Below are 25783 nucleotides of genomic sequence, written 5' to 3'. Positions count from 1 at the left end.
GCGAAGGCCCGGTCTCCACTCGGGAGACCGGGCCTTTCGTGTCGTACGAAGGCGACTAGTCGAGGTAGTCGCGCAGCACCTGGGACCGCGACGGGTGGCGCAGCTTCGACATCGTCTTCGACTCGATCTGGCGGATGCGCTCGCGCGTCACGCCGTACACCTTGCCGATCTCGTCGAGGGTCTTCGGCTGACCGTCGGTGAGACCGAAGCGCATCGAGACGACGCCCGCCTCGCGCTCGGACAGGGTGTCGAGGACGGAGTGCAGCTGCTCCTGCAGGAGCGTGAAGCTGACCGCGTCGGCCGGGACGACGGCCTCGGAGTCCTCGATGAGGTCACCGAACTCGCTGTCGCCGTCCTCGCCCAGCGGGGTGTGCAGCGAGATGGGCTCGCGGCCGTACTTCTGGACCTCGATGACCTTCTCGGGGGTCATGTCGAGCTCCTTGGCCAGCTCCTCCGGGGTGGGCTCGCGGCCCAGGTCCTGGAGCATCTGGCGCTGCACGCGCGCGAGCTTGTTGATGACCTCGACCATGTGCACCGGGATACGGATGGTGCGGGCCTGGTCGGCCATGGCGCGGGTGATCGCCTGACGGATCCACCAGGTGGCGTACGTGGAGAACTTGTAGCCCTTGGTGTAGTCGAACTTCTCGACCGCGCGGATCAGACCGAGGTTGCCCTCCTGGATGAGGTCCAGGAAGAGCATGCCGCGGCCGGTGTAGCGCTTGGCCAGGGAGACCACCAGACGGAGGTTGGCCTCCAGGAGGTGGTTCTTGGCGCGGCGGCCGTCCTCGGCGATGATCTCCAGCTCGCGCTTGAGCTTCGGGGCGAGCTTGTCAGCGTTGGACAGCTTGTCCTCGGCGAAGAGGCCCGCCTCGATGCGCTTGGCGAGTTCGACCTCCTGCTCGGCGTTGAGCAGGGGGACCTTGCCGATCTGCTTCAGGTAGTCCTTGACCGGGTCGGCGGTGGCACCGGCCGCGGCGACCTGCTGCGCGGGCGCGTCGTCCTCGTCCTCGTCAGAGAGAACGAAACCGGCGCTCTCAGCGCCCTCGGGCTCGTCGCCGGGCTTGGTGTCCTCGAGGACCTCGTCCTCGACCAGCTCGGCGTCGTCCTTCTTGGCGGTGGTCTTCTTGGCCGCCGTCTTCTTGGCGACGGTCTTCTTCGCGGCCGCCTTCTTCGCGGTCGCCTTCTTGGCGGCGGCCTTCTTCGCGGGGGCCTCGTCCTCGACGGCGGAGTCGGCGGCGGGCGCCGTCGGCGTGGCGGTGGCGGTGGCCTTCTTGGCGGTCACCGTCTTCGCCGCGACCGTCTTGGTGGCGGTGCGCTTGGCCGGGCTCTTCGCTGCGACGCTCTTTCGGGTGCGCTTGGGCTCCGCGGCACTGACCATCAGCGTCACACCCTCTTCCTCGAGGATCTGGTTGAGGCTGCGCAGTACGTTCTTCCACTGAGTGGCCGGGATCTGGTCAGCTTCGAAGGCCCGACGCACATCGTCGCCGGCGATCTGCCCCTCAGCCTTTCCCCGCTCAATGAGAGCCATGACAGAGACGGACTCGGCGATCTCCGGCGGGAGCGTACGGGATGTGCTGGCCGACACGAACAACCTCTCGGAACGTTGGAAAACGGCTTCCGGCCCCGTCCACGGCGGACAGGAGCCGACCACCGACCTTGGGGATTGGGCCGACGGTGCGGGCGGGGGCCGGGAAGATGCACAGCGCCTTGAGCGGCGTCCGTATTCCCTCCTCGGCTGTCACCTCTTAGGTCATCGCGCTGCTTCGCCGAGCGTTACGCCCAATCTGCGTGGCCCGAGTCACATCCCATAACCGATCAAAAGCGGGCAGATGGTGACATAAGAGGTCGCCCACGGCTTGGATGACGCACTGTACGGCGATTCGGCCGCCCCATTGCACCGTCGGACCCGCAGGATCCGTACTGGATCCTGCGGGTCCGACGGGAGGGGGCGCGCAGACCGAGAGATGCCACAGGAGGGGGAGGCATCCTCAGCCGCGCGACCCGGGTGCGCGGTCAGTGCTCGCGGGGTGCGGGCACCACGCGCTCCACCTCGGGGTGGACGGTGAGCAGGTGACGCATGGCGGTTTCGGCGGCCGCGCCGTCGCCGGCGGCGAGGGCGTCGACGATCCTGCTGTGCTGTGCCAGCGACGTCTCGTTCGGCCGGTCACAGCCCGTGACGGGGCCACCCGAGACCTGGAGGGCGGCCGAGACGATCCCCGACAGGTGCTCCAGCATGCGGTTGCCCGCGACCTGGATGAGCAACGTGTGGAACTCGGTGTCGGCGCGGGAGAAGGTGAGGACGTCACCCTGCCCCATCGCGTGGCTCATGATCTCCACCATGTCGGCGAGCCGCTGCTGGACGTCGTCGCGCCCGTGCCCGGCGGCGAGGCGGGCGGCGAGCGGCTCGATCGTCCAGCGCAGCTCGCTCAGCTCCCGGCGCTGGTCATCGCGCTGCGGCCCGAAGGCCCGCCACTCGATGATGTCCGGGTCGAGGAGGTTCCAGTCGCTGACGGGGCGCACGCGCGTGCCGACGTTCGGGCGGGCACTGACCAGGCCCTTGGCCTCCAGGACGCGGAGCGACTCGCGGACGACGGTGCGGGAGACCTCGAAGCGCTGGCCGATCTCCTCGGGCACGAGCGGACGGTCGGCGCCCAGGTCGCCGGAGACGATCATCTGGCCGAGCTGTTGGACGAGTTGGCCGTGCAGCCCGCGTCCGCGGCTGCCCGCGGCGCGCCGGCCGACACGGCCCAGCTCCGGGTCCGCGCCGTCCCAGGCAGAGGCTCCGAGGCGGTCGGCGACGGGGGCCTCGGCGTAGGGGTAGCGGTCGAGTTCGCCCGGGCCGACGAGACCGGAGTCGGTGGCGCGGGCGGCGGTCATCATGGTGTGCGCAAGGGTACTCACGGATCCTTTGTCGGCGCCGTCCCCAACTCCCTTGAGGTCTTTGGTGAAAAGCACACGAAAGGGTGATCGCTCACCCCGTCGCAATTGACGCCTTATCGGAAAGAAATGGGCTCTCCCCGGGGAGTTGTGCACATGACGGGGCCGGGAAGCTCATGGACGGTCGTCATCAGACCCTGCTCCGCAGGGTCGTGAGCAGATAGGCGCAGAGCAGCGCTGTCAGCGACAATGTCAGTGCGCCGCCGACGGGTTGGGCGATCACGCGCGCGACGGCGACCACATAGCGCTCTCCCCCGAACGGCCACTGCGACAGGAGCACCTCACGCAGCCGCAGGGGAAAACCGGCCGCCGTCCGCACAGACGGCCCCTCCAGGGCTTTTTGTACGAGGGGTACGACGACGATGGGTACGGCGACCACCGCCGCGAGCCCTGCCGTGGTCGACCGGAAGAGGCCGGCGGCCAGCACGCCGGCCCAGGCACACCCGACCACGAGCCCGGTCCAACTCGCGCTCAGCGAAAGCCAGTCGGCGGGAACTTCCGCGAGCTCCCGTCCGTAGACGAGATAGAGCACTTCGGCATTGCAGCCCACGGTGAGGAAGGCCAACACCAGCGCGGTGGCGGAGGCGACGAGGAGTTTCGCGACCAGCAGCCCCAGCCGGCGGGGGACGGTGCCGCGATCCGCAGCCAGGGCGGGGTGGCGGAACTCGTCGCCGAACGCGATCGCGCCGAGCAGCCCGGCACCGAGCGCCGCGGGCGGCAGCGGGAGCTCCTGCGGCCACGCGACCAGCAGGCGCGGCTGCGGAGTGTGTCCGACACGGGCCAGCAGTACGGCGGCGAGGGCGGACACCACCAGCACGGCAGCGCCGGTGAGGAACCCCGTGCCGACGCCGGCGGCGCGACGGAGTTCGTAGCGGAGGGGGCGGAGGGGGCTGGGGGCGGGGCGGACGGAGATGGGGGGCGGGAGATCGGGGAGGGCGTCGACAGAGGAGGCCGCCGCGCGCGAACCGTCGGCCTGGGACGCAGGCCGATCGTCTGCCAGTACGTCGGCGGACCGCGGCTCGCCCATGAGCGCCTGTGGAGCCTCTGCGGATGCCTCCTCCTCTGCGGCCGTGACCGGCTCTCCGTCCGGCGTCAACGGTGCCTCGGGGGCCGCTGCGCGATCGCCGGCCAGGGCCGGCCCGCTGTCCGCCTCCGACGGCGTCGCGCCTGCATGCCCACGACCACCAGGGGCTGCGACCAACTCCCCGTCTGCCGTCGGCCGCACGTGGTCGGATCGCAGCTCCGTTGCGAGGTCCGTCTCGGCACCGGGCCCCATGTCGCCGATCTCGTCGGCGAGTTGGTGCACGAGGATGCCATGGCGGTACGCGGTCTCGCCGACGTCGGCACATGTACTGCCGTACACCGAGAGGCGGTTGCCGTTCTCGCGTACGACCTCGATGGAGCGCTGTGCCGTGCGTGCCTCCTTGGTGAGCAGGGCGGCGAGGCGGGAGGCGTGCGGAGTGCGGACGGCGACCCGGGGGCGCAGCCGGGTGCGGGAGAAGTCGGCGGCTTCCAGGTCGGCGACGAGTCTGCCCTGCTCCAGGGTGACGACCCGGTCGGCGGTGCGCGCGGCCTCCTTGGGATCAGCCGTGGTCAGCAGGACCGTGCCGCCCTGGGCCGCGTGCGCGCGCAGCATGCCGTAGAGCCAACGGCACTCGCGGGTCGAGAGCCCGTCCGCGGGATCGTCGAGCACGAGTGTGTGCGGGTCGGCCAGCAGCACGCAGGCCAGACCGAGGCGGCGGTCCATGCCGCGGGAGAGGGTGTCGAGGCGTTCGTCGCGCAGGCTGACGAGGCCGACCACCTCCAGGACCTCGTCTGCCCGCCGCGCCGGAACGCCTGCGGCAGCGCACAGCATGCGCAGATGACCGCGGACGGTGCGGGCCGGGTGCCCGGGAACATCGCCGAGGAGCACACCGACCTCGCGCGACGGATGGGCGATGCGGTGCAGGGGGCGGCCTCTGAAGTAGGTGATCCCACGACCCTGTTGGAGTTCGAGCATGAGTCTGAGCGCCGTGGTCTTGCCTGCTCCCGGCGCCCCGAGCAGCGCGGTGACACGTCCTGCGCGCGCCTCGAAGGAAACGTCGTCGACGGCGGGAGGAAGCTCCTTGCGAGGGTTGCTGGTCAGTCCGATGGCCTGGATCACTCAAAGCAAGATAGCGCGCTATGTCCGTTTTTTCGGGCAGCGCACGGCCCTCTCCCGGCACAGATCGGCCCGCTCGGACCCCTGTTCGCCCTTCGTCCCTGTTCGCCCTTCGTCCCTGATCGCGGTCGGTGCCGTCCGGTCGTGCCCGGCATCTCGGCTCGGCATCCCGGTGGGGACTCTCGCGTCAGACTTCCGGGCGCAGCATCGGGGGGTTGAGCAGCGTGGCTCCGCCGGCCCGGAAGAGCTGGGCGGGGCGGCCGCCCTGGCGGGTGGTGGTGCCTCCGGTGGGGACGAGGAAGCCCGGTGTGCCCGTCACCTTGCGGTGGAAGTTGCGGGGGTCCAGCGCCACCCCCCACACCGCCTCATAGACACGGCGCAGCTCGCCGACGGTGAACTCGGTGGGGCAGAACGCCGTGGCCAGCGACGAGTACTCGATCTTGGAGCGGGCGCGCTCCACCCCGTCGGCCAGGATCTGCGCGTGATCGAAGGCGAGCGGTGCGACCGGTTCGCCGTCGCGACCGTAACCGCCCTGCTGCAGCAACTCGTCGACCGGCGCCCAGCGCGCGTTACTGGCATCGCCTCCCGCGCGGGGTGCGGGCAGATCGGGGGCCAGCGCGAGGTGAGCGACGCTGACCACGCGCATCCGGGGGTCGCGCTTGGGGTCGCCGTATGTCGCGAGCTGCTCCAGGTGTGCGCCGTTGTCCTGCGCGGGAACGGCGGGGTCGTGGGCACGCAGCCCGGTCTCCTCGGCCAGCTCACGCGCGGCGGCCTGCGACAGGTCCTCGTCGGCCCGTACGAACCCGCCGGGCAGCGCCCAGCGCCCCTGGAACGGGGGCTCGCCCCTGCGCACCGCCAGCGCACACAGGGCGTGGCGGCGCACGGTCAGCACGACCAGGTCCACGGTGACGGCAAAGGGCGGAAAGGCTGACGGGTCGTAGGGCATGCGGCGATCATAGTCGTCTGCTTGACGATAAACACTCCCTTCGCCAGCTCCACCGATGGCTGATCCAATTCGGCCCAATATGAGCTCCACCACCCCGCACACCGGTCGTGCCGTGTGGTGTCGTGCGAGGTCACGCTCGCAATTGCAAGCCGTCGGCCGCCTCCTCGACCATGGCGAGACCCAGTCGGCTGACGCGTACGGAGAAGGGGGCGCCGGCGACCCGAAGGCCCGTCATGACGATCTCGCCGAGCGGCGCACTACGCACGGGCCGCAGCGTGACCGTCCCCGTGGGGGCGTCCGGGCGGATGCCCGCGAGCGTGGTCAGCATCAGCACCCCGGCTGCCGCTGCCGTGGCCGCGGGGCGGCAGGCCGCCGGATGCGGGAGGGGGGCGCTTCCGTCGGTGCGCCGCTCCCCCGCGTACATCTCGGGCAGCCGGTGGCCGAACGCCTCTGCCGCCCCCAGGAGGCCCCGCAGCAGCACGCTTGCTTCCTTCTCGTAGTCGGCCGCGGCCAGGCCCGCGACGGCGAGCGCCGTCTCGTGGACCCTCACGGCACCGCTGCGGTGGCCGAAGGGGTTGTGTCCCGCCTCCTTCGCGCTCAGCCCGCGAAGGCCCCATCCCGAGTCCATCGCCGGCCCTCCGAGCAGCCGGGCGAGCTGTTCGGTCTGCACCTTGTCGAGCAGACCTGGGGCCCGCTCTCCCCCACCCAGCAGGCCGGTGTCGAGGAGATGGACGGCGGCGGCGCCCAGATGTGGCACGTGACGTCCGTCCGGGGCTCGGGCAGCCGCGGGCCGGCCGCCGCCCACGTCGTCGATCCAGAAGTCCGCCCGGAACGTCGTCCGCAGCGCCTGGGCCCATTGCCGCAGTTCGCCGCCGCCCGGTCTGCCGCAGGCGTCGAGGAGATCGGCGCCGAGCAGTGCCGCACGATGGGCATGAGCCTGGGTCTCGCAGCGGACGGGCCCGCCGGGCTGCGGGTCGCGCAGATACGTACCGTCGCCCGCAGTCATCCGCAGCCAGGTCAGACACCGCTCGGCCGCCGGGAGGAGTTCCTCGGTCTCGGGTCCGGGCAGCCCCCAGAGTCGGGCCTCCGCGAGCAGCGCGGGGAAGAGCAGCGTGGCTTCCGTGCCTGTGCAACCCGGCGGCAGATGCGGGCCCGCGTCCCGTATCGGCCCGGGGATCATGCCGGACTGCGGTCCCTGGCCCCGGAGTTGGGTGCGGGCGAGGGTGCGCAGCGTGCCCACGGCGAGCCGGGTGCCCAGGGGCAGGGTCATCCGGGCCGCGGCGAGGGCCTCGGCCGGGGCCAGGCCGCAGCGCCAGGGCACCCCGGCGGCCAGGTGTGTGTCGGCGGGGTGCGCGGGGTCCCGCAGCAGAAGGGCCTGGAGGTCCTCGACGCTCGTCCGCAGCAGCGCCTCCACTCTGGGATCGTCACCTGCCGCCCGCGCCGGAGCCAGCGGGCTCGTCGCCGCTCGGCCCACGGCCCGCACGGGTCCCGCCCCGTCCGGACGCACCCGCAGCTCGATGCTCGCGCTGCCGCCCGGGGGCAGTGCGAACTCCCAGCGCAGCAGCCCCGCGGAGGCCAGCGCGTCGGTGGGCGACGGGTCGGCCGTCACTGTCGAGTTCCCATGGGCGGACGACCAGCGCAGGCCCGCATCGTGGACCGTGGCGGACACTTCCGGCCCCGAGTTGCCGCACGCGATCGCACCGAGGTCGGCCAAGTCCGTACCCAGCGCGACCTCGACCGGCACACGCAGCGGGCGGACGGCCGCACTGTGCAGCGTGATCCGCTCGGTACCGTCCGCGTGACGGGTTCGCACGACGACGACGTCCGGGTCCGGGCCCGCCTGCGGTGAGGTACGCAGCGTGCCCACGAAGCGAGCACAGTCGGCCGCCGTCATACGGGCTTGGATCGGAAGCGGTTCACGTCCGGCGACACGGACCTGGCAGCGCGAGAGCACGCGCCGGCCCGCGCGGTAGAACCCCTCGAGGCCCCGGCCCGTCAACTGCCCCTGGTTCGTGGAGATGGCGAGGCCCGGGAGGGCCACGCAGATCAGGGCGTCGTGAGTGGGGGGCAGGGCGGCCGACCGGCGAGCGGTCGACGGCTGAGCCGACGGGGTGTCTTTGGGCGGGTTGGAGCGTCGTGCGTGGTCGGCGGGTGACGACGTCGGGCCCGGCCTCGCGGGCAACAAGGGCGAGGAACTCTGCCTTGTCGGTCTCGTCGGCTGAACGGGAAGCCCGGCCTGCCCTTCCCACCGGTAGGGGCGGGTGTCCTGGCCCGCCGTCGACCGCCAGACAGGAGAAGGGCTCTGGTCCGCCGATCGGGCAGAGGCCCGCCCCTGGTCCGCCGAGGGCGGCAGGGGCCAGCCGTCGCCGACCTGCGGGGAACTGCCGGCGGCATCGCTCGGAATCCCGGACGTGTGCCGCCCTGCACCGGCCCCGACGGGAGACAGCTCCGTGTCCAGCCTGGGGGACGGCACCGGCCCACCGGTTGTCGAGCGATCGTCGGCGGCCGGGGAGGCGGGGGGCAGCTGTGGCATGGGGCGGCTTCCTCTGCGCTCGTTGCGCCTCGGGCGTGTGCGGCGCCGGCTGGGGGACCCGGGGTGACAGGGGCGGTGCGGCGGCACAGCCAGTCCAGGCGTTCCGCCACTCAGGTGAACGGGGAGGGACTCCTCGGGGTCACGCCCGTGATGGGGTAACCGCGCTGAATGGTCACCGCGTTCACCGAGTTCGCCAGGCCGGCCGAGGGTCTCCGGGGCACGGAGGCGGCCACGAGGTCGGTGCCGTCCTGGGCACAAGCCTTCGGCCGGCCTCTGCTGTTTGTGGCGACTCGGATCATGGGGCTGATCGCGTAGACCTGGCTCACAGGGCTGATCGTGGACACCCGGATCACGGAACTGATCGTGGAGACCCGGTTCACTGACGCCGTTCCCTGGTTGGCGCCCGCGCCTCGTGCCGCGACCACCGTCACCTCCACGGCATCGATCAGTGCGCCGCCCGCGACGGCCGCTGCCTCGGCACCATCGGTCAGTGTTCTGCCCGTAACGGCTCACGCGTCCCCCTCGGCGCCGGCGTTTCCGGGACGCGCACCGTCCGGACGGGGCCCGCTCCGACGCGCAGTTCCCTTCTTTGAGGTGCGCGGCGCCGTGCTGCTCGAGGTGGACGGAGCCGTGCGCTTCAGCGTGCGAGCAGCCGTGCGCTTCGAGGTACGCGCAGCCGTGCTACCCGGCCGCGGGGCACCGGGATGTGTCCCGGCTGGGGGACTCGGGCGCGAGACGCTCGTGGCCCGCTCTCGCCTAGCGCCCCGTGCGGAGCGCCGGGAACCGTCGGCCGAACCCGCATCGTGCCGAGACCGGCGGCGATCACCCGCGTCAGACGTCGGCTTGGACTCAACTGCCGCGCCCCGCACCGGCTCTTCGGCATCCTCCGGCCTGCCGAGCCGCCCGGCGTCCGTCCGCTCGCGACCCACGCGTTCGGCACGCAGGCAACGGCGGATCGACTCGGGGTCCAGACCCTCGTTGCAAGCCTGGTGCAGGAGGCGCGCGAAGAGGTAGTCGGTGTCGGCGCCGAGTGCCATGGCAAGGGCTTCTCGGGCCTCCAGATCGTCACCGGTGGACCAGGCGACCCAGCCGGCGAGAGTGAGGGGCGGGGCGGCGTGCTCGCGGTACGGTCCGACGCAGCGGCGGGCCAGTGCTCGCCAGAGCCGGAGGGCGGGACCGGCCTCGTCGCCCTCCATCCACTCGGCCGCGCGGTCGCGGGTCGAGCGGTCCTGCAGGCCCAGAATCAGCCTCGCGGCTTCGTCGTGTCCGAGCAGTTCGTCGTCACGGAGATCCGCAGTCAGCGTTCCGGACACGGGCGGCGCCGCGGCGAAGCGGCTCAGGAGCCGCGCGGCGAGCTCCAGCGTCTCCTCCGCCACGCCGGCGCGTGTCGCGTCGTCGAGAATCCTGGGGACGAGCGCCATGCCGACGGTGTCCAGGGCGATTTCCTGTTCCAAGGCTGCGGCGGTCTCCCAGGGCAACAGCCTGGCCTGCAACTCGCGCAGCGTGCCGCGCACCTGCAGTCCGGCGTACGTGGCCGCGGCGGCCAACACGGACGTACCGGGCAGACCCATCGGCCGGCCCTCGGGCGGACAGCACTCCCCCTTGTCGCAGCAGTACGACCAGAAGCGACCGTCGGAGATGCACAGGGCCTCGATCACCGGGACGTCCAGGCCGCCGCAGGCGAGACGCATCTTCTGGGCCAGTGGTCGCAGCCGTTCCATGACCTGTTGGCCGGTCTCGCCCTTTGCCGGTTCCTGGCAGAGGAAGGCGACCATCTGCTCGGCTCGGGCTCCCCTGCGCTCGCTGCCCCTCACCAGTCCGTGGGCCAGCTGCCTGGCCGCGGAGTCCCAGTCGTCCGTACTCGCGGGAATGCCGAGCCGTGCCCGGCCACCGAACCGGCCGCGGCCACCCCTGTCGTGCAGGGCGACGAGCACGATGCTGTCCTCGGGGCGGTATCCGAGGAGATACGGCAACGCGTCGGCCAGTTCGGCCGGGGTGCGCAGGGTGACCTGGTGCTCGGCCAGCTGCCCTTCGTATGCGGTGCAGTCGGGTTGGTCCGCTTGTTGCGCAAGCCCTGGGTGTTTGTCATGCCCGGCCTGCACCTCATGCCCACGCTGCACGTCGCGTACCTCATGCACATCGTGCATGTCATGCACGCCGGACACGTCAGGCACGTCGTTCGGGCCGGTGGCCCACGGGGCGAGGTGCTGTTCGCTGCCCGTGGTGCCGTCGTTTTCGGGAGATCCAGTCGCTTCGCTGTGGTTCGTCATGCGCAGACGATCTCGCGGATCGCGAGGCTCCGCTTTGCCCTGTGGATAACTCCGACCAGGGACACGACAACACTGCGTACGTCGAGGGCCGCCCCCTTTCCAGCCCCGGCCCAGCAGGAGTCAGCTGCAAGGCCGTGATGGCCGGCCCGGCGCCCCGCACACCTGCACCCCGGCCCGGCGACCTCGGGTCCGCCCCACACCGCCCGGCCCCAAAAATCGGCATCCCTCCCCTCCCGGCCCCCCTCTGTCAGTGCCGTCCTGTTGTATGGGACGCATGGAGCACACGAGCAACGCGGATCTCCGGGCGGCCGCCGACGCGGTCCTCGCACGCCTCGTCGGAGACGCCACCGGCGCGGCCCGGCTGCGTGAGGACCAGTGGCGGGCGATCGAGGCACTGGTCGCCGACAGACGCCGGGCCCTGGTCGTGCAGCGCACGGGGTGGGGCAAGTCCGCGGTCTACTTCGTGGCCACCTCGCTGCTGCGGGCCCAGGGCAGCGGACCGACAGTGATCGTCTCCCCGTTGCTCGCGTTGATGCGCAACCAAGTCGACGCCGCGGCCCGCGCCGGGATCCACGCGCGGACCATCAACTCCTCCAACACCGAGGAATGGGACACCATTCAGCACGAGATCGCCGCGGGCGACGTCGATGTGCTGCTGGTCTCCCCGGAACGGCTCAACAACCCGGACTTCCGCGATCAGGTCCTGCCCAAGCTGGCCGCGGCGACCGGACTTCTCGTGGTCGACGAGGCGCACTGCATCTCGGACTGGGGCCACGACTTCCGGCCGGACTACCGGCGACTGCGCACCATGCTCTCCGATCTCCCGCCCGGAGTGCCCGTGCTCGCGACGACCGCCACCGCCAACGCGCGCGTGACCGCCGATGTCGCCGAACAACTCGGTACCGGGGGCACTTCGGACGCCCTGGTGCTGCGCGGGCCACTGGACCGGGACAGCCTGAGCCTGAGTGTCCTTCGCCTGCCGGACGCCGCGCACCGGATGGCGTGGCTCGCCGACCACCTCGATGACCTGCCGGGTTCGGGAATCATCTACACGCTCACGGTGGCCGCCGCCGAGGAGGTCACGGCCTTCCTACGGCAGCGCGGTCACACGGTCGCCTCCTACACCGGCAAGACGGAAAACGCCGACCGTCAGCAGGCTGAGGACGACCTGCTCGGCAACAAGGTCAAGGCCCTGGTCGCCACCTCCGCGCTCGGCATGGGCTTCGACAAGCCCGACCTCGGCTTCGTGGTGCACCTCGGCTCGCCCTCCTCCCCCATCGCCTACTACCAGCAGGTCGGTCGTGCCGGCCGCGGCGTGGAGCACGCTGAGGTGCTCCTCCTTCCAGGCCAGGAGGACGAGGCGATCTGGCAGTACTTCGCCTCGCTCGCCTTCCCCTCGGAGGAGCTGGTGCGCCGCACTCTCGACGTCCTCGCGCGGGCGGACAGGCCACTGTCGCTGCCTGCCCTGGAGCCCTTGGTGGAGCTTCGCCGCTCCCGCCTGGAGACCATGCTCAAGGTCCTCGACGTGGACGGGGCGGTCCGGCGGGTCAAGGGCGGCTGGATCGCGACCGGACAGCCATGGACGTACGAGTCCGAGCGCTACGACTGGGTCGCCAAGCAGCGCAAGGCCGAGCAGCAGGCGATGCGCGAGTACGCCTCGACGACGGGCTGCCGGATGGAGTTCCTGCAGCGTCAGCTCGACGACGAGGGGGCCAAGTCCTGCGGTCGCTGCGACAACTGCGCGGGGGCGCGCTTCACTGCCGATACGTCCACGGTCGCGTTGGACGCCGCACGCGTCGACCTCGGTCGGGCGGGAGTCGAGGTCGAGCCGCGCCGCATGTGGCCGACCGGTCTGCCGGCCATCGGCGTCGACCTCAAGGGACGCATCCCAGCCGGTGAACAGGCTGCCCCGGGGCGGGCTTTGGGACGACTGTCGGACATCGGCTGGGGCAACCGGCTGCGACCGATGCTCGCACCCCACGCCCCGGACGAGCCCGTGCCCGACGACGTGGCCAAGGCGGTCGTGGGTGTACTGGTCGACTGGGCCAAGGGGCCGGGCGGTTGGGCCTCCGGGGCTCAGGACGCCCCACCGCGCCCGGTCGGCGTCGTCACGGTCGCCTCACGCACGCGTCCGCAACTGATCAACTCACTGGGCGCGCGCATCGCGGAGGTCGGCAGACTCCCGCTACTTGGTTCCCTGCAGTACACCGGAGAGGCACCCCAGGTGTCGCGGAGCAACAGCGCCCAGCGCCTCAAGGCACTCGACGGCGCACTGATCGTGCCGCCCACCCTGGCTTCGGCTCTCGCCGCGACCCCGGGCCCAGTGCTGCTGGTGGACGACTTCACCGAGACCGGTTGGACCCTGGCGGTCGCGGCGCGGATTCTCCAACGCGCCGGTGCACAGGGGGTGATGCCGCTGGTTCTGGCCATGCAGGGTTGACGGGGCCTGGCCGTGCCGGCTTGATCGCATGCCCGTCGCGCGCGTGCCGCACCAGACGCCCGTCCGCGACATCCGCGCTGCACGAATCCCAGCCCAGACCGGTCCGTGCTCGGGTCCCCTGCATCGACACCGTGCGACCTGGTTGTGCACGGTCGTCGCACGCGTCGCTCAGTGACGCAGTGGGTAGGGATATAACCCGCGCACCACCAGATATCGGTCGGTGGCCCCAATTGCTCGTTGCCGCATCCAGGTTCGACAGGAAGAATTGAAGTCCGCTCCCCGCACGGCTCGTCCGTGATCCGGTAGGGCTCTGCTGCGGTGTGCGCTCCCCCGAATCCGACCTCGCCCGCAGTGTGGGCGCGTAGCCGAAGGGAGGACCGTGACCTTCGGATTCGCTCCGTCCTCCGCGGCATCCATGTCGACGTCTGCCGACCTGTCCGCCGCATCCGCCAACCCCCTGGCCCGCATGCTCGAACCCGCGGAGTGGGCTGCCGCGGGAATCCCGCTGCTGCGCAACCCCCGCGAGGTCGTCAGCGGTCTGCACTCACGGCACCGCCCAGGGCCGGCGACCGCGATCGTGGCCGTGCTCGACGCGGAGGAGCGGCTGCGGGCGAGCGCCTCCTTCACCCGCCGCCCGGCTCCGGCCGACGGCTGGATGTTCCGTAACGCGCTGCTCGCCCAGTTGCGCCGCGTCATCCCGCACGACCTCCGGCGCCGTACTCCGGTACGCACCGCGGTACTGCTCTACTGCCGCGAGGGCGACGCCCGTTGGACGGAGGAGGACGGCGCGTGGATGTGGGGCCTGCGTGACGCCTGCACCCTGCACGGCCTGCGCTGCGGGGCGTACATCACGCTGACCCGTGACGGCTGGCAGGTCCTCGGCGAGGGTCGCGGCGGCCGCCGGCCCAACGCCGACTCGACGCCGGAGCCCTTCGCCACGTCCGAGTCACCGCTCCCGCTGCCCCGCACCGGCGGCGCGGCCTCGGAGGTCCTGCGGCGCGCGGCGGCTCGCTGAGGGCACCGGCAGGAATTCCCGGCCGACGGCACGGCGGCGCCGTACTGCGTACGCGATACGACAGCCCGAGTACGACGACCAAGTCCGCGAGCCCAGGGCCACCCCGAGCACCGCTGAGCCGCCGCCAGCGGGGACGGGGAGCCAGCGGGGACGGGGAGGGGGACGGATCAGCTCACTCGATGAACTGGTCCGGGTGTTCCCTCACGGCACCTTGCAGCGTCGTGCGCCGTGCAAATCGCGCTACCCGCGCGCCTGGACGCCCCCACGACGACGCATCCGCAGGACGTGGACCTGCACCCCGAACCAACGAGGCCTGCGCACGGCGAGCACTCCACGCGTCCGCACGCCGAAAGCCCCGCCGTGCGGACGCCACCTCAGCGGCGCCCTGCCCCCGATGTCCTGCGGAGTGTCCCCCCGGACGAGCCGGAATCGGCTCAGACGCCCGCGCCCAGCACCGAGTTGATCCGCTGCGGGTCGCCGCAGACGATCAGCAGGGCATCTGCCTGGCCGAGGGCCAGAGGGAGGGCGGTGGCGGCAACGGTGTCGGGACCGCCGTTGACGGCGACCACGACCACGGGACGCGCCGCGGCACGGCCCGCAACGGAGGCATCGGCATAGAAGACGTCGTCACCCGCGTCGTGCTGCGCCCAGTAGGAGCCTTCGCCGAAGGACAGCTCATGGGCGGCCCACGGGTGCTGCTCACCTGTGGTGATCACCAGCACGTCGCCGGGGGCACGGCCCGACTCCAGGAGCAGGTCGACGGCTTCCTCGGCAGCGTCGAGCGCTCCCTCGGGCGAGGCCGGGATCAGCTGGATCTGCGGGGTCGCCGCAGCCTGGGCGGAGGCGGCAGGGGCAGGCGGGCCCGACGGTCCGGGCTTGGCCACGGCCACGTCACGTGGCGCACGTTGCACCGGCGGCGCGGGCCGCGGGGGCCCGGGTCGGCCGGGACGCGACGGAGCCGCGGGGCGGGGGCCGGGTACGGGGCGGGGGGTCGGCGCGGTGCGGCCGCTGGCCGGAGTGGCGCTGGGACCCTGGGCACTCTCGTAAATCTGAGGCTCCTCGGGAATGAGAGGCATGAGCTGATGTTTATCAAACGCTGGTACGGCTCGCATCGGCGGGTGGCACACAAGTGCGAGCGGAATCGTCAGAAATCGAAGCCGAGCTGCCCTTCGACCTCCGGAACGCTTCCTTCCACCCAGGTGCGGACCTTCTTGAGGTGCCGCCACTGGGGCAGCGCATCAAGATACGCCCACGACAACCGGTGGTACGGGGTGGGTCCCCGCTCCGCCAGTGCGGCCTTGTGCACGGGCGACGGATACCCGGCGTTGTCCGCAAAACCGAAGTCTGCATGGTCGATACCCAGTTCGGCCATCATTTTGTCGCGCTGAACCTTGGCGATCACCGAGGCCGCCGCGACCGCCACGCACGACCGGTCGCCCTTGATCACCGTACGGACCCTCCAGGGAGCCCCGAGATAGTCGTGCTTCCCGTCGAGGATCACGGCGTCCGGGCGGACCGGCAGGGCCTCCAGGGCGCGCCCCGCCGCGAGCCGCAGCGCGGCCGTCATCCCCAGGTCGTCGATCTCCTCCGGAGAGGCGTGCCCGAGGGCGTACGACGTCACCCACGTCCGCAGCTCCTCAGCGAGCTCGGTGCGCCGTTTGACGGTGAGCAGCTTGGAGTCGGTGAGACCTGTGGGGGGCCGGCGCAGTCCGGTGACCGCCGCGCAGACGGTGACGGGTCCGGCCCAGGCACCGCGCCCCACCTCGTCGACACCGGCAATGATCTTCGCTCCGGTCGTGGCCCGAAGGGAGCGCTCGACGGTGTGAGTAGGAGGTTCGTACGGCATGGCGCCCTTAGCGTACGCCGCCCGGAACCCGCTTCGACACCCTGGTTCACCGAAGCAGCCTCCAGGCCGGTGAAGCGATGGCTCAGAGACCTGTCGGACGGAGCAGGGGAACCATCAACTGGTCGATCATCTCCTCCAGGTCCCGGTCGCTCCATTCGCTCGCGCACATCTTTGATCGGTACATCATCATCGCCGGAATGGCATCGAAGACATAGCCGTTCGCCGCGTCGGCCCGCACCTCACCCCGCTCAATCCCACGGGTGATGACCTCACGGAGCAACCTGATGGTCGGCTCCACGACACCTTCGAAGATCACTCCATGGAAGCGCTCAGCTTGGAGGCTGTCGCATTCGTGAATCACTGATCGCAAGGCGAAACCGGGGCGCGAGAACATCGCCTCTCGCGCCTGTCGGCACAGCTCGAGCAGATCCTCGCGCACGCTCCCCAGGTCGGGAGCCGACTCGAAGCGCGGCAGTCCGGCACGCAGCGCATCGGCGACGAGATCCTCTTTGGACGGCCAGCGTCGGTAGACGGCGGCCTTGCCGGTCTGGGCGCCGGCGGCGACGCCCTCCATGGTGAGGCCGTTCCAGCCGACCGTACTGAGCTGCTCCAGCGCGGCATCGAGAATCGCGCGATCGAGCACGGCGCCGCGCCGGCGGAGGGAGGCCGTCCGAGCGGGGGCGGCCGTCCAGCGCGAGGTAACCATCTGAGCGTCTCCAACGAACAAGGGAAGCAGGGATTCCGGGGACACGGGGGCATCGCGCGGCAACTGCGGGGGATACGCCGCGCGATGACGACATCAGTGAACGCTTGCGTTCACTACTGGGGACTCACTACGGTTGACGCGACAGTGAACGCGAGCGTTCACTAAGGCACTTGTGGGGGCCCCATAGTGACAACCTCTCAGTTGATCAAGGACCAGAAACCAGGTGCGGCCCGCCGGGAGGGGCATCCCGGCATCGCACTCACCGTCATCGCGGCCTGCCAACTCATGGTGGTACTCGACGCGACGATTGTGAACATTGCGCTCCCGCACATTCAAGACGCGCTCAAGTTCAGCACCACCGACCTCACCTGGGTCGTCAGCGCCTACACACTCACCTTCGGCGGTCTGCTGCTGCTCGGCGGCCGCGCCGGTGACATCCTGGGCCGCCGCCGGGTGTTCATGGCCGGCATTCTGCTGTTCACTCTCGCCTCGCTGCTCGGCGGACTCGCCCAGGAACCCTGGCAGTTGCTGGCCGCGCGCGTGCTCCAGGGCGTCGGTGGCGCGATCGCCTCGCCCACTTCGCTGGCGCTCATCACCACCACGTTCCCCGAAGGACCGGAACGCAACCGCGCGTTCGGCGTCTTCGCTGCCGTCTCCGCAGGGGGTGGCGCCATCGGTCTGCTCGCGGGCGGCATGCTCACCGAGTGGCTCGACTGGCGGTGGGTGCTCTTCGTCAACGTACCGATCGGCATCGTGATCGCCGTGCTCGCGCCGCTGTACATCAGCGAGTCCGAACGGCACAGCGGCCGATTCGACATCGCCGGCGCACTGACCTCGACGGCAGGCATGGCGTCCCTGGTCTACGGCTTCATCCGCGCGGCGGACGAAGGCTGGCGGGACAACCTGACCATCGGGTCCTTCGGCGCCGCAGTCATCCTGCTGCTGGCCTTCGCGTTCATCGAGTCGCGGGCCAAGGAACCCATAACCCCACTCAGGATGTTCGCCGACCGCAACCGCTCGGGCACGTATGTGATCATGCTGAGCCTCGCTGCGGCGATGTTCGGGATGTTCTTCTACATCGTGCTCTTCGTGCAGAACGTGCTGCAGTACAGCCCGATCGAGGCCGGTCTCGCCTTCCTGCCGGTGACGGTCGTGATCGCACTGGGCGCGGGCCTGTCGCAGCGCTTCCTGCCGGTGCTCGGCCCCAAGCCGTTCATGCTCGCGGGCTCGGCACTCACGGCGATCGGGCTGGCCTGGCAGACCCTGATCAGTGCCGACAGCTCGTACGTCGGCGGAGTGCTCGGGCCGATGCTGGTATTCGGCTTCGGCATGGGCCTGAACTTCGTGACGTTGACGGTCACCGCGGTCTCCGGCGTATCCCAGCACGAGGCCGGTGCCGCGTCCGGGCTGCTCAACGCCACGCAGCAGGTGGGTGGTTCGCTCGGCCTGTCCATCCTGACGACGGTGTTCGGCTCGGCCAGCAAGGACGAGGCGGAGAAGCAGCTCCCGAAGTTCATGGCGGAGGGATCTGCCGAGCAGAAGGCGGAGTTCGCCAAAACCCAGCAGCTGCCCGGTCCGTGGGGGCATGAGGTGCTCACGCAGGGCATCTCGACGGGCTTTGTGGCGGCCGCCGCGATGGCCGTACTCGCCCTGGCCACTGCTTGGTTGGTGATCCGGGTCCGCAAGAGCGATCTGGATGCCCTCGCCGGGACGTCGGGTCCGATGGCCGGCTGAACCGGCCGGGCCCGCGAAGGGCCGCGGGTGGCCGGATCGCGTCCGGGGGACCGATGGCGAGGGCGACGAGCCGGCCACCCGCACCACCCTCACGGAGACCGGCGTCGGGCAGGCTCCGGCGGCGCAGGAAAGCCGAAGCCTGCCCGACGCCGCAGCGGCCGCCACGAACAGCAGGCCCAGCACCGACATGAGCTCCATGGCTCCACCCCCTGCGCCCCTCGTGTGTCACCTGCGTGTGCGGCCCCAGCGGTCGCACACCAACTGCCACGACAACGGACCTGCGGTCACGCAGAGTTCCCGGCATACACAGAAAGTTATTTGAGATTCCGACAAGGTGCGGAATCCGTCAGGGCAGAGGAATTGCGCTACGCCGACGTCGGCACCCACTCCGGCAGGGCCTCGGTCCGCGCCACCCACTCGGTCGGCACCGACCCTGCCTTCCCGGAGCCGATCACTCCGCCCACGATGGCGCACGTGGTATCCACGTCACCGCCGACCTGCGCGGTCGTCCAGAAGGCCCGCTCGTAGTCACCGAGAGCACGCGCGGCCGACCAGAGTGCGAAGGGCACCGTGTCATGGGCCGTCGTTCGTCGCCCGCAGCCCAGAACGGCCGCGACGGTGGCCGCGTCGCCGTAGTCGAGCATGTCCCGGGCGCGCCGTAGTCCCGCGCCGACCGCACTCTTCGGGACGAGAGCGACGACATCGTCGAGGAGCGATTCAGGACTCGGCGGGCCACCGGGAGCGGCGGCCAGCGCGGCAGCCGCGGCGACGGCCATGGCGCCGACGACGGCCTCGCGGTGCTGATGCGTGGGGTAGGCCGAGATCTCGGCCTGGTGGGTCGCCTGCTCCGGGTCGTCCGCGTACCAGGCTCCCAGGGGAGCGATCCGCATTGCGGCGCCGTTGCCCCAGGACCCCTGTCCGTTGAAGAGCGCGGCCGAGAGCTCGCGCCAGTCCCCACCCTCCCGGACCAAGCGCAGCAGCCGGTTGACCGCAGGGCCGTAGCCCCGGTCGAAGTCGTGATGCTCGGCGAAAGAGCGAGCCAGAACGTCCTGGTCGATGCGGTGGTCGACGGCCAGGACCGCGACCACGGAACAGGCCATCTCCGTGTCGTCCGTCCACTGCCAGGGGCCAGCGGGCAGCTCGCGACGCTTCAGCAGCGGATAGTTCGCGGGCACGAAGAACTGCGAGCCCAGCGCGTCCCCCACCGCGAGTCCGCGCAGGCTGGCCAGGGCGCGGTCCAGGCGCCCTTCGGGAGAGGAGTCAGCGGTCATCGCCCTGCCACTCTATCCGGTGATCCCGTACGGTTCCGGATCTCGCCAACGTTCGAAAGGCCGGTCAAGCGTGTACTTGCCGTCGTCCCCGAGAACGAGCATGCGCATCTCGGCGTTCCCCGGGTTCGACAGCGACTCGAATTCCGCGACCGTCCAGTGGAACCAGCGCATGCAGAACAGCCGCATCGCCAGGCCATGCGTCACCAGCAGCACGTTCGGCGGGTGATCGGGCGCCTCGAAACTGCGGAACAGGCTCTCCAGGAAGCCACCGACCCGGTCGTACACGTCGGCGCCGGACTCGCCCTGGGCGAAGCGGTAGAAGAAGTGGCCGTAGGCGTCCCGGTAGGACTTCTGGAGGCGTACGTCGTCGCAGTCCTGCCAGTTCCCCCAGTCCTGCTCACGCAGCCGGGGCTCCTCACGCACCCGTATGAGCTCGGGATCCAGGTGGAAGGCGCGCAGCGTTTCGTGCGTACGACGGTAGGGCGAGACGTACACGCTGACGCGCTCGCGTCCGAACACCTCCCGCAGCCGTTTACCCGTCTCCTCGGCCTGCCGCCAGCCCTGCTCGGTCAGGGCCAGTGCGTGGTCGGGTTCACGCTCGTACACAGTGTCATCAACATTGCCCGTTGACTCGCCGTGCCGGACAAGGACGATGCGCCGTGGTCGTGCCATGCCGAAACCCTAGATCGAGTGACGACTCATCGAGCACTCGTACGGGCCCCATACGGCGTAGGTCACACATTTCCTGCACCACGAGCCACATCAAGGCGCACGACTAACGGGTCCGGAATTCAAACCGTCCAGGTCGGTTCGAGCTCCACGATGTCACCCGTCAGGGCCGCGACGTCCGCCTCCGTCTGGGCTCGCAGCGCCAGTCGCTCCACGCGCTCGGTGCGGTACTTGCCGTGCTCCGCGGCCGACCGCCACATCGACAGCACCAGGAACTCATGGCCCGGCGCCTCACCGAACAGTCCGCGGATCATGCCCGGGGAGCCGGCCATCGCGGGGTTCCAGACCTTCTCCTGCATGAGCGTGAAGTGTTCGGCGCGCTCCTCGTGGACACGGCAGTGTGCCACTCGGACGAGGTCCGCGTCGGTGAAGCGCGGCTCGAAGCCGGTCTTCACATCGAAGCGGTAGTCGAAGAGTTTGACCTGTATGTCCTTGTAGGTGCCCGACTGGGCCGCCGCCAGTCTGTCGTGGGAGCGGGCCATGAATGAGTCGTAGAAGGAGCGGCTCTCCCAGAACGAGAAGACGTGCACCACCCCCTGCCGCCCCCGGCTCCAGCCACCCCCCTGCCCCCGAAACCCCGGCTCCCCCAGAAGCCCCGCCCATTTTCGCTGCCCCCGCTCGAAGCCGCGGCGGTCCACCACGGTGCAGCGAATCCACTTGACCAGCACCGCGCCATGGTAAGGCCACGGAGCGTGGCGTCGGTCACGCTCGGCAGGAGAGCTCCCCGGCGCACGCTCCCGCGCGCGTGGCAGGATAGACAACCGGCCTTGTCTGCTGGGCAGTTCGGGCAGAGGGCATACGCGGAACGGGGAAGGGGAAGCCTGGTGAACGCCATCAACAAGGGGATCCGGAAAGTCGAAATCTCTGTCAAGTGGGACCCGAGTCCGGCTGGGCAGCCGCCCACCGACCTGGACCTGGTCGCCGCGACGTACCTGGCGAGCGATCCGTACGGCGATCCCGCCTATGTGGTGCACTTCGACAGCCGCTCTCCCGACGGCACCATCTATCTCAACCGGGACAGCAAGGACGGCAAGGGCTTCGGCTGGGACGAGGTCATGACCCTGGAGCTCGACCGGCTCGACAGCCGGTACGCGCGCGTGATGGTCGGAGTCGTGATCCAGCAGCGCCCCGCGACACGCACCTTCGTCAGCGTTATCAAGCCGGCCCTGCGCATCCGCGAGGGCTACACCGTCATGGCCGAGGGCGACTTCGGCGGCGTCCTCGGCTCGACGGCGGCCACGGTCGCGGAGTTCGTACGCCAAGGGTCGAGCTCGTGGGACTTCCACGCCGGCATCCACGGTTTCGAGGACGACCCGGAGACGTTCACGGCGACCATGGGCAGGACCCGCCAACCCTGACAGTCGCTTCGCGGGCTCGCGGGGACATACGACGAAGAGGGGCGCCGACACATGGTCGGCGCCCCTCTCGCGTTCGTCAGGGCCCCTCAAGGCCTACCCGACGTTTGTGGCCAGGCCCCGCGGCGTCAGCTGCAGCCGCTGGTCGAGCCGCAGCCCTCGCAGATGTAGCAGGAACCGGCCCGCTGCATCTTCGTACCGCAGGAGAAGCACAGCGGAGCGTCGGCCTGGATGCCCAGCTGCATCTCCACCAGCTCGGCACTGGTGTGGGCCTGCTGCGGAGCGGGCTTGGCCGCCTCGACCTCGGCCTTCGGCGTGGCGACTGCCTTCAGCTCCTGGGCGCGCGGCGCCGACTGGGCCAGGCCCTCGACGTCGACCTCGTCCTCGGACGGCTCGTACGAACCCGTCTCCAGATGCCGCTGACGCTCCTCGGCGGAGTGGATGCCGAGCGCGGAACGCGTCTCGAAGGGCAGGAAGTCGAGCGCCAGGCGGCGGAAGATGTAGTCGACGATCGACTGCGCCATCCGCACGTCCGGGTCGTCCGTCATGCCGGCCGGCTCGAAGCGCATGTTCGTGAACTTCGAGACGTACGTCTCGAGCGGTACGCCGTACTGCAGACCCACCGAGACGGCGATCGAGAAGGCGTCCATCATGCCCGCGAGAGTCGAGCCCTGCTTGGACATCTTCAGGAAGACCTCGCCGAGACCGTCGTCCGGGTAGGAGTTGGCGGTCATGTAACCCTCGGCGCCACCGACGGTGAAGGACGTGGTGATGCCGGGACGGCCCTTCGGCAGGCGCTTGCGGACCGGGCGGTACTCGACGACCTTCTCGACCGTCTCACGGATGGTGGCCTCGGCCTTCTCCGTGATCTCGGTCTTCTCCTTCTCCTTCTCCTTGGTCTTGGCGGAGAGGGGCTGGCCGACCTTGCAGTTGTCGCGGTAGATGGCGAGCGCCTTGACGCCCAGCTTCCAGGCCTCGAAGTAGATCTCCTCGACCTCCTCGACGGTCGCCGACTCCGGCATGTTGACCGTCTTGGACAGGGCGCCGGAGATCCACGGCTGGATCGCGGCCATCATGCGGACGTGGCCCATCGCGGAGATGGAGCGCTCGCCCATGGCGCAGTCGAACACCTCGTAGTGCTCGGGCTTGAGGCCCGGGGCGTCGACGACATTGCCGTGGTCGGCGATGTGGGCGACGATCGCCTCGATCTGCTCCTCCTGGTAGCCCAGGCGGCGCAGGGCCTGCGGAACGGTGCCGTTGACGATCTGCATCGAGCCGCCGCCGACCAGCTTCTTGAACTTGACCAGCGCGAGGTCGGGCTCGAGGCCGGTGGTGTCGCAGGACATCGCGAGACCGATGGTGCCGGTCGGGGCGATGACGGACGCCTGGGAGTTACGGAAACCGTTCTTCTCACCGAGACGCAGTACGTCCTGCCAGGCCTCCGTGGCGGCGGCCCAGATCGGCGTGTCCAGGTCGTCCATGCGGACGGCCACGCCGTTGGCGTCGGCGTGCTGCTTCATGACGCGCAGGTGCGGCTGGGCGTTGCGTGCGTAGCCGTCGTACGCCCCGACGACCGCGGCGAGTTCGGCGGAGCGCTTGTACGACGTGCCGGTCATCAGGGAGGTGATGGCACCGGCGAGGGCACGGCCGCCGTCCGAGTCGTACGCGTGACCCGTGGCCATCAGCAGGGCGCCGAGGTTGGCGTAGCCGATGCCGAGCTGGCGGAACGCGCGCGTGTTCTCACCGATCTTCTGCGTCGGGAAGTCCGCGAAGCAGATGGAGATGTCCATCGCGGTGATGACGAGCTCGACGACCTTCGCGAAGCGCTCGACCTCGAAGGACTGGTTGCCCTTGCCGTCGTCCTTCAGGAACTTCATCAGGTTCAGCGAGGCGAGGTTGCAGGACGTGTTGTCCAGGTGCATGTACTCGCTGCAGGGGTTCGAGCCGTTGATACGGCCGGACTCCGGGCAGGTGTGCCAGTGGTTGATGGTGTCGTCGTACTGGATGCCCGGGTCGGCGCAGGCCCAGGCGGCCTCGGCCATCTTGCGGAACAGGGTCTTGGCGTCGACCTCTTCGATGACCTCGCCGGTCATGCGGGACGTCAGGCCGAACTTGCCGCCCGACTCGACGGCCTTCATGAAGGTGTCGTTCACCCGGACCGAGTTGTTGGCGTTCTGGTACTGGACGGACGTGATGTCGTCGCCGCCCAGGTCCATGTCGAAGCCCGCGTCACGCAGCGCGCGGATCTTCTCCTCTTCCTTCACCTTGGTCTCGATGAAGTCCTCGATGTCGGGGTGGTCGACGTCGAGGATGACCATCTTGGCGGCGCGGCGGGTGGCACCACCCGACTTGATCGTTCCTGCGGAGGCGTCGGCACCGCGCATGAAGGAGACCGGACCGGAGGCGTTGCCGCCGGAGGACAGCAGCTCCTTGGAGGAGCGGATGCGGGAGAGGTTCAGGCCGGCGCCGGAGCCGCCCTTGAAGATCATGCCCTCTTCCTTGTACCAGTCGAGGATCGACTCCATGGAGTCGTCGACGGACAGGATGAAGCAGGCGGAGACCTGCTGCGGCTGGGGCGTGCCGACGTTGAACCAAACCGGGCTGTTGAAGCTGAAGATCTGGTGCAGGAGGGCGTAGGCCAGCTCGTGCTCGAAGATCTCGGCGTCGGCGGGCGAGGCGAAGTACTTGAAGTCCTCGCCGGCCTTCCGATACGTCTTCACGATGCGGTCGATGAGCTGCTTCAGGCTCACCTCGCGCTGCGGGGTGCCGACGGCGCCCCGGAAGTACTTGCTGGTGACGATGTTGACCGCGTTCACCGACCAGAAGTCGGGGAACTCGACGCCGCGCTGCTCGAAGTTGACCGAGCCGTCGCGCCAGTTGGTCATGACGACGTCACGGCGCTCCCAGGCCACCTCGTCGTACGGGTGCACGCCAGGGGTGGTGTGGATGCGCTCGATACGCAGTCCCTTGGTCGCCTTGGTGCCCTTGGCGCGGGAACTCCGTGCCGGACCGCTCGCCGTCTCTGTCATGCCGCCTCCCTGTACGGGCTAAAACGCCCTGAAGTGCCCCGATGTTCCCCGTGGCACGGTGTTCTGTCTGGTGCTGCGGGCGCCCTCTGGCTGCCGCCCGCAACAGGTCTTTGTCGCCGCCTGTCGACCGGATCCGGAGTCCGAACCGGATCCGGCCCGCCCTCAGTCGGCGGCGGTGGCGGGCACGGGGACCTGTGCAGTCCCTCCGGACCCGCGGTCGTCTTCCTGGCTCCCCGCGACAGTGCCGGCGCCGTCTTCGCGGTCGTCGTCGTCCGCGGCGGGGCGTCCCGTCGCCTCCCTGAGCTCCGCGATCGCGGCCTCGAAGTCCTCGAGCGAGTCGAACGCCCGGTAGACGGAGGCGAATCGCAGATAGGCGACGAGGTCGAGCTCCTGCAACGGGCCGAGTATGGCCAGTCCCACGTCGTGGGTGGTCAGCTCGGCGCTTCCGGTGGCCCGCACCGCCTCCTCGACCCGTTGGCCGAGCTGCGCGAGCGCGTCCTCGGTGACAGGTCGTCCCTGGCATGCCTTGCGCACGCCGTTGATGACCTTGGTACGGCTGAATGGCTCGGTGACTCCGGACCGCTTGATCACCATCAGCGAGCATGTCTCCACGGTCGTGAAACGACGGGAGCAATCAGGACACTGGCGGCGCCTGCGGATCGACGTGCCGTCGTCGGTCGTACGGCTGTCGACGACGCGACTGTCGGGGTGCCTGCAGAAGGGGCAGTGCATACTTCCAACCCTCCTCACAGCAGACTCAATAGCCTCGCTGGGCCTCATGGGCCCCTCGAAGCAGCCCCAAGCATAGGCGATCTCCGAGCGTCCGAAGACC

General features: G+C 70.0%; 18 protein-coding genes. 4 read left to right on the top strand and 14 right to left on the bottom strand.

The features are described from left to right. Window positions 1–55: 55 nt before the first annotated feature. The 6 genes from PBV52_RS36115 to PBV52_RS36090 all read right to left on the bottom strand — a co-directional run bounded on the left by PBV52_RS36115 (window position 56) and on the right by PBV52_RS36090 (window position 10826). A complete protein-coding gene (locus PBV52_RS36115) occupies window positions 56–1585 on the bottom strand; it encodes an RNA polymerase sigma factor (protein WP_274244223.1) in 1530 nt (509 codons plus the stop codon). A 428-nt stretch (window positions 1586–2013) separates the two neighbouring features. Beyond that, window positions 2014–2901 (bottom strand): FadR/GntR family transcriptional regulator, encoded by an 888-nt coding sequence (locus PBV52_RS36110; RefSeq protein WP_274244222.1) that lies wholly within the window; start codon window positions 2899–2901, stop codon window positions 2014–2016. 166 nt (window positions 2902–3067) lie between these two features. Next, complete coding sequence (locus PBV52_RS36105) at window positions 3068–5080, bottom strand: ATP-binding cassette domain-containing protein (RefSeq protein WP_274244221.1); 2013 nt, start codon at window positions 5078–5080, stop codon at window positions 3068–3070. Window positions 5081–5264: 184 nt separating this feature from the next. Next, window positions 5265–6023: an NUDIX hydrolase gene (locus PBV52_RS36100; protein ID WP_274244220.1), complete on the bottom strand. Its 759-nt coding sequence runs from the start codon at window positions 6021–6023 to the stop codon at window positions 5265–5267. Between the two features lie 130 nt (window positions 6024–6153). Beyond that, window positions 6154–8070, bottom strand: a complete 1917-nt coding sequence (locus PBV52_RS36095) for a glycogen debranching N-terminal domain-containing protein (protein ID WP_274249800.1) — start codon at window positions 8068–8070, stop codon at window positions 6154–6156. Window positions 8071–9065: 995 nt separating this feature from the next. After that, the gene (locus PBV52_RS36090; RefSeq protein WP_274244218.1) at window positions 9066–10826 is read right to left on the bottom strand and encodes a DUF4192 domain-containing protein; all 1761 of its coding nucleotides are present in this window, start codon (window positions 10824–10826) and stop codon (window positions 9066–9068) included. Between the two features lie 274 nt (window positions 10827–11100). On the opposite strand from PBV52_RS36090, the gene PBV52_RS36085 reads away from it, so the two are divergent. Further along, window positions 11101–13266, top strand: coding sequence for a RecQ family ATP-dependent DNA helicase (locus PBV52_RS36085; RefSeq protein WP_274244216.1), 2166 nt, complete (start codon window positions 11101–11103; stop codon window positions 13264–13266). 379 nt (window positions 13267–13645) lie between these two features. Continuing rightward, entirely contained in the window at window positions 13646–14281 is a 636-nt protein-coding gene (locus PBV52_RS36080; RefSeq protein WP_274244214.1) for a hypothetical protein, read from the top strand. Window positions 14282–14715: 434 nt separating this feature from the next. Here PBV52_RS36080 and PBV52_RS36075 read toward each other — a convergent pair whose 3' ends face one another. From PBV52_RS36075 to PBV52_RS36065, 3 genes are all read right to left on the bottom strand, one after another. Continuing rightward, on the bottom strand, window positions 14716–15357 hold the full coding sequence (locus PBV52_RS36075; RefSeq protein ID WP_274244213.1) for a hypothetical protein: 642 nt from the start codon (window positions 15355–15357) through the stop codon (window positions 14716–14718). Window positions 15358–15425: 68 nt separating this feature from the next. Next, complete coding sequence (locus PBV52_RS36070; RefSeq protein ID WP_274244211.1) at window positions 15426–16127, bottom strand: ribonuclease HII; 702 nt, start codon at window positions 16125–16127, stop codon at window positions 15426–15428. A gap of 82 nt (window positions 16128–16209) precedes the next feature. Next, on the bottom strand, window positions 16210–16833 hold the full coding sequence (locus PBV52_RS36065; RefSeq protein WP_274244210.1) for a TetR/AcrR family transcriptional regulator: 624 nt from the start codon (window positions 16831–16833) through the stop codon (window positions 16210–16212). 186 nt (window positions 16834–17019) lie between these two features. Here PBV52_RS36065 and PBV52_RS36060 point away from each other — a divergent pair, with 186 nt between their 5' ends. Continuing rightward, window positions 17020–18567, top strand: coding sequence for an MFS transporter (locus tag PBV52_RS36060; RefSeq protein WP_274244208.1), 1548 nt, complete (start codon window positions 17020–17022; stop codon window positions 18565–18567). A 365-nt stretch (window positions 18568–18932) separates the two neighbouring features. On the opposite strand, the gene PBV52_RS36055 is transcribed toward PBV52_RS36060, so the two are convergent. From PBV52_RS36055 to PBV52_RS36045, 3 genes are all read right to left on the bottom strand, one after another. Beyond that, the gene (locus PBV52_RS36055) at window positions 18933–19838 is read right to left on the bottom strand and encodes an ADP-ribosylglycohydrolase family protein (RefSeq protein ID WP_274244207.1); all 906 of its coding nucleotides are present in this window, start codon (window positions 19836–19838) and stop codon (window positions 18933–18935) included. A 12-nt stretch (window positions 19839–19850) separates the two neighbouring features. Continuing rightward, entirely contained in the window at window positions 19851–20510 is a 660-nt protein-coding gene (locus PBV52_RS36050) for a histidine phosphatase family protein (RefSeq protein WP_274244205.1), read from the bottom strand. A 119-nt stretch (window positions 20511–20629) separates the two neighbouring features. Next, window positions 20630–21235 (bottom strand): YdbC family protein, encoded by a 606-nt coding sequence (locus tag PBV52_RS36045; RefSeq protein ID WP_274244203.1) that lies wholly within the window; start codon window positions 21233–21235, stop codon window positions 20630–20632. Window positions 21236–21391: 156 nt separating this feature from the next. On the opposite strand from PBV52_RS36045, the gene PBV52_RS36040 reads away from it, so the two are divergent. Continuing rightward, window positions 21392–21925, top strand: coding sequence for a TerD family protein (locus tag PBV52_RS36040; protein ID WP_274244201.1), 534 nt, complete (start codon window positions 21392–21394; stop codon window positions 21923–21925). 125 nt (window positions 21926–22050) lie between these two features. On the opposite strand, the gene PBV52_RS36035 is transcribed toward PBV52_RS36040, so the two are convergent. Both PBV52_RS36035 and nrdR read right to left on the bottom strand, forming a co-directional pair. After that, window positions 22051–24951 carry a vitamin B12-dependent ribonucleotide reductase gene (locus tag PBV52_RS36035; RefSeq protein WP_274244198.1) on the bottom strand — a complete coding sequence of 967 codons (2901 nt, stop codon included), beginning with the start codon at window positions 24949–24951 and terminating at the stop codon, window positions 22051–22053. Between the two features lie 162 nt (window positions 24952–25113). After that, the gene (gene nrdR / locus PBV52_RS36030; RefSeq protein WP_274244197.1) at window positions 25114–25683 is read right to left on the bottom strand and encodes a transcriptional regulator NrdR; all 570 of its coding nucleotides are present in this window, start codon (window positions 25681–25683) and stop codon (window positions 25114–25116) included. Between the last annotated feature and the right edge of the window lie 100 nt (window positions 25684–25783).

The sequence above is a fragment of the Streptomyces sp. T12 genome, from assembly GCF_028736035.1.
Taxonomy (GTDB): domain Bacteria; phylum Actinomycetota; class Actinomycetes; order Streptomycetales; family Streptomycetaceae; genus Streptomyces.
This window is presented reverse-complemented; position numbering and strand designations above follow the sequence as displayed.

Bases quoted from the DNA above. Each gene is read 5' to 3' on its own strand.
- PBV52_RS36075 (WP_274244213.1), bottom strand. From the start codon at position 15,357: ATGCCTCTCATTCCCGAGGAGCCTCAGATTTACGAGAGTGCCCAGGGT.
- PBV52_RS36055 (WP_274244207.1), bottom strand. From the start codon at position 19,838: ATGACCGCTGACTCCTCTCCCGAAGGGCGCCTGGACCGCGCCCTGGCC.
- PBV52_RS36085 (WP_274244216.1), top strand. From the start codon at position 11,101: ATGGAGCACACGAGCAACGCGGATCTCCGGGCGGCCGCCGACGCGGTC.
- PBV52_RS36065 (WP_274244210.1), bottom strand. From the start codon at position 16,833: ATGGTTACCTCGCGCTGGACGGCCGCCCCCGCTCGGACGGCCTCCCTC.
- PBV52_RS36050 (WP_274244205.1), bottom strand. From the start codon at position 20,510: ATGGCACGACCACGGCGCATCGTCCTTGTCCGGCACGGCGAGTCAACG.
- PBV52_RS36100 (WP_274244220.1), bottom strand. From the start codon at position 6,023: ATGCCCTACGACCCGTCAGCCTTTCCGCCCTTTGCCGTCACCGTGGAC.
- nrdR (WP_274244197.1), bottom strand. From the start codon at position 25,683: ATGCACTGCCCCTTCTGCAGGCACCCCGACAGTCGCGTCGTCGACAGC.
- PBV52_RS36070 (WP_274244211.1), bottom strand. From the start codon at position 16,127: ATGCCGTACGAACCTCCTACTCACACCGTCGAGCGCTCCCTTCGGGCC.
- PBV52_RS36035 (WP_274244198.1), bottom strand. From the start codon at position 24,951: ATGACAGAGACGGCGAGCGGTCCGGCACGGAGTTCCCGCGCCAAGGGC.
- PBV52_RS36090 (WP_274244218.1), bottom strand. From the start codon at position 10,826: ATGACGAACCACAGCGAAGCGACTGGATCTCCCGAAAACGACGGCACC.